This window comes from Methylomagnum sp. (assembly GCF_054333355.1).
Genome location: NZ_JBTEKS010000287.1, coordinates 1 through 5,605, shown reverse-complemented (window position 1 = coordinate 5,605; position 5,605 = coordinate 1). Strand labels below are relative to the sequence as shown.

3 protein-coding genes are annotated in these 5,605 nt (G+C 61.2%); all 3 read right to left on the bottom strand.

Annotated elements, in window-relative coordinates:
• Window positions 1–297 (bottom strand): phage tail protein (locus ACXWUF_RS17335; RefSeq protein ID WP_458503330.1); only part of this gene is annotated, 297 nt, incomplete at its 3' end.
• 113 nt (window positions 298–410) lie between these two features.
• Entirely contained in the window at window positions 411–878 is a 468-nt protein-coding gene (locus ACXWUF_RS17330; protein ID WP_458496921.1) for a phage tail protein, read from the bottom strand.
• 229 nt (window positions 879–1,107) lie between these two features.
• Window positions 1,108–5,605 (bottom strand): beta strand repeat-containing protein (locus ACXWUF_RS17325; protein ID WP_458503329.1); only part of this gene is annotated, 4,498 nt, incomplete at its 5' end.

Below are 5,605 nucleotides of genomic sequence, written 5' to 3'. Positions count from 1 at the left end.
CTTCTGGGGGCTGCTGAGCGTGGGGATGTCGTTGGAGGCCAGCATGGGATGGCTGTGCGCCGGGATTTGGGAGACCGTCAACGTGACCTCCTCCACGCCGCCGGTCTCCCCGAGGGTGAAGCCATTGCCCTGATGCAGCGGCAGCCTACCGCGTAGGTCCGGCAGGGCGAAGCTCTCCTGTCCGTCGCCGCCGTAGGTGGTGCCTATCAGGTTGAATAGGACTTCATACTCGGAAATCGGTACTAATTGCCCCTCGCAAAACATCCAGCCCGCTGGGGCGAAGTTTCCAGCGAACATTCGAATTTCTCCGACATAGGGTTGTGCCATGGTTTTTTCCTCTTAATGTGGGGGGCTAGCTCATCTAGCCGTTTTGGAACAGCGCCAAGACGGCGATCCCTATTGAACTCAGCTCAGGTCTGGCTAGGGAAAATGCCCTGCAAGGCAATGCAGAAGCTGAGCGTCAGAAACGGCTGCATGTTCAAGTGGGCTTGGCTTCCACCCACGCTCCCCAGTTCCGAGGCTGCCATCGCCACCAGATTGGCCGCCGGGGTGTAGACGTTGCTAGCCGATCCAAGAAAGGTCGAATTGGTTGGCGTGTTAGTCTCAGCCGGCTGACTGCTGCCATAAGCCATGTGGGTGTGGGTGGGTATTTCCATAATGGAGAGGGTATGGGCTTGCTCACCGCCCCGCTCCCCCAACGTGTGGCTCGAACCCATGTGGATGGGAGTCCGGCCCCGCAGGTCCGGCAAACCGAAGTTCACCCGGCCATCTCCGCCATAAGTGGTGCCCAACAGGGAGAACAGCCCCTGATTCTGGTTGATGGGCAAAAGCTGTCCGTCGCATAAAGCCCAGCCCTTGGGGGGGAAGCCGAAGCTCATGATTCGAATTTCCGAAAGGAATGGTTCCGCCATAGTGGTTCTCCGAATGACTCAGTGGTTTGTTATCTCGAATTGTTGACCAAGCAATCTGGGTTAAGCCAATGGATTCCTCGTCCCCCGTATCGCCCATGTGGTTTGAATCCTTTGGTGGATGGCATACCTCCTCTTAAATCGGGTTGGTGAGAGTGGTGGGGCGCCCACGGTGAAACACCGTTGGCGCCCTGATGGGTTAGGGCGTCGGGCAGGTCGTGCCGGTGCCGGTGAATTGCGCCGCCGTGGCCGGCGAATCGTTATAGGCGAACACCGCCGTGGTGGCCGAGTTCAAGTTGTTGTTTTTGACGAAGTTCTGCACGTTGGTCAGGTTCGCCCCGCCGCTATAGCTTGGCAGGTTGAACGTGTGGCCGCTGGCGGCCCCGCTGACCCCCAGGTACACGTCGCCGGAATTGGTCGGGTCGCCAGCGCTGAAATCGTTGCTCACGATGCGGGCGCAGACGTTGATGGTATCGGAGGAGCTGGGGCTGCCGTTGGTGATCGCCAATCCCGTGAAGGAGGAGGCCCCAGGCTGCGTAGTGGTGTTACCCGTCATGGTGAAGTTGGCCGTGTAACTGCCTCCGGTATTGTCGAAATAAAAACCGCCATTGCCTCCGTACTGGCGCACCGTGTTATTAGTGAGCGTCAGACCGATGGTGCCGGTGCCGGCGAAGGAACCGAAGATGCCATTGCCGCTTTTCGACCCGGAACCACTGACCCCCGACGAGCCTATCGTGTGATTGTTGATCGTCCCACTGAGGTTGGTTCCTGCGGTGGCCTTCTGCAAGGTGATGGCGCTGCCGTCCGCGCCGGTCTGGGTATTGCCGCTGTCGGTGAAGGTCATGACGCCCTGGGTCGCCAAGGTCACGCCGCCGCCGCTGATAATGTTTTTGGCATGGCTGTTGGACAGCGAGTTGTTCTGGAAGCTGGTGACGTTGACCGTGGTGCCGGTCTGGCCGGTGAAATTAATCAGGTCGCCGGGAGATCCCGTGAAGGTGTTGGGTTCGCCCGCCAGTGTCCCGCCGACCGTGGCGTTGATGATGGTCCCGGAATTGCGTGCCTCCACCGCCAAGCTCTGGTTGGCTTGATTCACGTTCTGATTCAGGCCGAAATTATTCCCTTTGAAGGTCAGCGTCGTGGTGCCCGCCGTGTTGATAATCGAGAGGTTACGGAAGAATCCACCGCTGATGTTGTTGTTGGTGAACGTCCCGGAAGTCGCGATGCCATTGGTTGGTGCGTAGTCGCCAAAGTAGATGGCGCCCTCGCCCGCGTTGTTGGGCGCGGAACTATAGTTCGTTCCGTTGGTGCCGTTCACCGTTGAATATTCCAGGGTGAAGCCATCCACTGTACTGCCCCTGATGCCGTAGTTCTGGTTGGTACCGCCGATGGTCATGCGACGCAGCACTACGTTCTTGGTGGACTTCAGGTAGACCGCATTGCCAGCGGTGGTGCCATCTCCACCCACCATGCCCTGCAAAGTGCCCCCCGTGGAGTTGCCACCGACGCTGGTATTGCTGCCATCCCCGGTCACGGTGAGTCCGCCGTTGGAGCCGGTGGTGTCGAGATGAATACCATTGGCGCCGCCGCTGGCCGAGATGCTCTTGAAGGTCAACCCGGAGCCGCCGATGGTGGAACTCGCCACCTTGAGCGCGGTGCCGGTGCCGCTGCTGATGGTGTTGTTGCCGCCGGTCACGTTGATGGCCGTGGCGCCATTAATGGCATTGAAACCCGCCCCACTGGTGGTGGTGATGCCCAAGCCGCCGCCGGTGAAGCTAATGCTGGCGTTGTCGTTATTGTCCAGGTTCACCGCTGTGGCCGTGCTGGTACTCAGGCTATGGGTCGCGCCCGAGAAGGTGATGCTCCCGCCGTTATTGGTCAGGTTAATGGCCGTGGTGGCGTTGTTGTTTTTGGTGATGTTGCCCGCGTAGGTGAAGGTCGGCGTACTCGAATCAATCGCCACCGCGATCCCGCTGGGGTTGGTGATGGCCGAAGCCGCGCTGCTTAGGTTGATCGTTCCCCCGCTGCCCGACAGCACATCTATCCCCGCGTCGCCGCCGTTCAAGGTGACGGTCCCGCTGAGTTGATAGCCGCCGTCGGCGTTGCTGAACTGTAGCCCGGTGCCGTTGGTGGCGCTCAGGTTGCCGCTCAAGGTCAGGGCGCCCGTGGCGTGGTTGGTCACGGCCAACAACGCTTGGCTGGCGGCCGCCTGGGAAATCGTGCCGCCGTAGCTGACCGTCGTGGTGCCGCCACTGAGGTTGAAGGCCGTGCCGGTCGCGCCGCTCAGCGTGCCCGTGCCCAGATTAACCGTGCCGGTGATATTGGTGAGATTGACATTGTTCCCGCTCACCGCGCCCGTGGACGAGGTGGTTCCCAGGGTCATCCCGCCCGTGGTCAGGTCGGAGAGATTCACCGCCGGAGCATTGGAAGCCACCGCGTTGAGTTCGCCCACCGTCACCCCCGTGATAGCGCCCACCGGGTCGGCCAGCGCGGTCACGCCGGAGGTGGAAATGTTCAAGCCTTTCACCACGGCGTTGCTGTTCAGCGTGACCGTGTTCTGCACCGTTGGGCGCGTGCCATTCACACTGGGACGGGCGATGGTGCCCGTCGGGGGCGTAATCCCGAATAGGTTGTCGAAGTCGGTTCCGCTGGCTCCCTGGCCGACCAGCGACTCGCTGTCTGTCAGGGCGATGCCGTCGGTGTAGGTGCCGCTGTAAAGGAATATCCGATGACTGGAATTATCAACGCTGGCGGCCTTGCTCAGGGTCTTGAAGGGACTGCTGAGCACGCCCGAATTGCCGTCGTTGCCATTCGTGTTATCCACGAACCAGATCACGGGTCCGCTGACGGTGATGGTGATGGTGGCATCCGCGCTATTCGAAGCTGGCGTGGGGCAGCCCGTGCTGGCGTTGTCGCTGACCTTGTAGGTGGCCGTGGCGGCATTGCCCGCGTAGCCCGCCGCCGGGTCGAAGTCGAAAGTGCCGAACCCGCCATTGAAGTTGGATACCGTGCCGTTGGCGCCGGTCGCGACACTGTTCACGGTGAAGCCGGCCACACAGCCGCTGACGCCGTGGTCCGCGTCGGTCACGCCGGAAGTCAGCGCCGCCGTGCCGCCCAGGCCGGTGATTTTCATGTGGGTGTGGGCGCTGGCGGTTTTGCCGGTAGCCACCGGGGCGTCGTTCACGCAATTGACCGTCACTCTCACCGTCGCCGAGGAGCCGCCCGGCGACAGGGTATATGTAAAGTCGTCAGTGGCAGTCCCATTGAGGCTGTTGCAATAGTTCGAGGCGGGCGTGTAGCTCACCAAGCCGCCGTTATTGATCACGGTGCCGTGGGTGGGCTGGGTCACGCTGACAATTGAATTAGCGCCGCCATCAATGTCGTTGTCATTGACCATGACACTGAGGCCAATCGTGCCGCCGTCTTCACCATGGGTGGGAGCATCATCCAAAGCCACTGGTGGATCATCCACCGGGTTGACGGTGATGACGAAGCTTTGGACTCCGCTGGTATCGGAGCCACCGTTGTCGGTGCCGCCATTATCGGTCACATGAACGGAGACATTGGCTACCCCGTTAGCATTGGCGGCTGATGTGTAAGTCAGGTTGCCGTTGGCGTCCACCGACGGCTGGGCGCTGAACAAGGCGTTATTGTCATTGGAGACATGGAGGCTGACCGCCTGGCTCGATTCGTTGTCGGGTCCGGGCGAGATGCTGGTGGCCCAGCCCCCGACGGCCTGCGGCCCGGCGTCCTCGTTTACCGCCTGATCCGCCCCCTTGGTGAAGCTGGGGACGTCATTCACTGAGTTGACGGTGATGGTGAAGGTTTGCGCCGCACTGGTATCCACACCGCTGTTATCAGTGCCGCCATTGTCCTTCAAGCTGAGGGTGACGGTGGCAGAACCATTGGCGTTGGCGGCAAGGGTGTAGGTCAAGTTGCCGTTGCTGGCATCCACGTTCGGCTGGACCGAGAACAGGCCGGTATTGTCGTTGGAAACCTGGAAGGTCAGAGTTTGGCTGGACTCGTCCGCCGGGCCTTTGGACATCGCGGTGGCCCATCCCGCCACGGTCTGCGGAGCCGCATCCTCGTTCACGGTCTGATCCGCCCCCTTGGTGAAGCTCGGCGTGTCATTGACGGCGTTCACGGTGAGGGTGAAGGTCTGTGTAGCTGAAACATCCACACCCCCGTTGGCGGTGCCGCCATCATCCTGGACCTTCACATCGAAGGTGGAGGAACCACTGACATTGGCCGCCAAGGTGTAGGTGAGGTTGCCACTGGCATCGACCGCAGGCGGCACGGTGAATAGGGGCGCATTGCTCACATTGCTGACGGTGTAGGCCAACACGGTCTGGCTCGACTCACTGGGCGCCCCCGCATTGAACGTGGCCCAACCGGGAACGGTCTGAGCGCCCGCATCCTCATTCACCGTGGGTGGATTGACGGCGGTGAAACTGGGCGCGTCATTGATCCCGCTCACGGTGATGTTGAAGGTCTGCGCGGCGCTGGTGTCCACACCGCCATTACTGGTGCCGCCGCTATCGCTAAGGGTCAGGGTCACAGCCGCCGTGCCGGTGGCGTTGGCCGCGACGGTGTAGGTGAGCACCCCCGACGGACTGACCACCGGGGCGACACTGAACAGACCAGAATTGGTGTTGTTGGTGATGTTGAAGGTGGGCGTTTGAGTGGATTCATCGGACGGT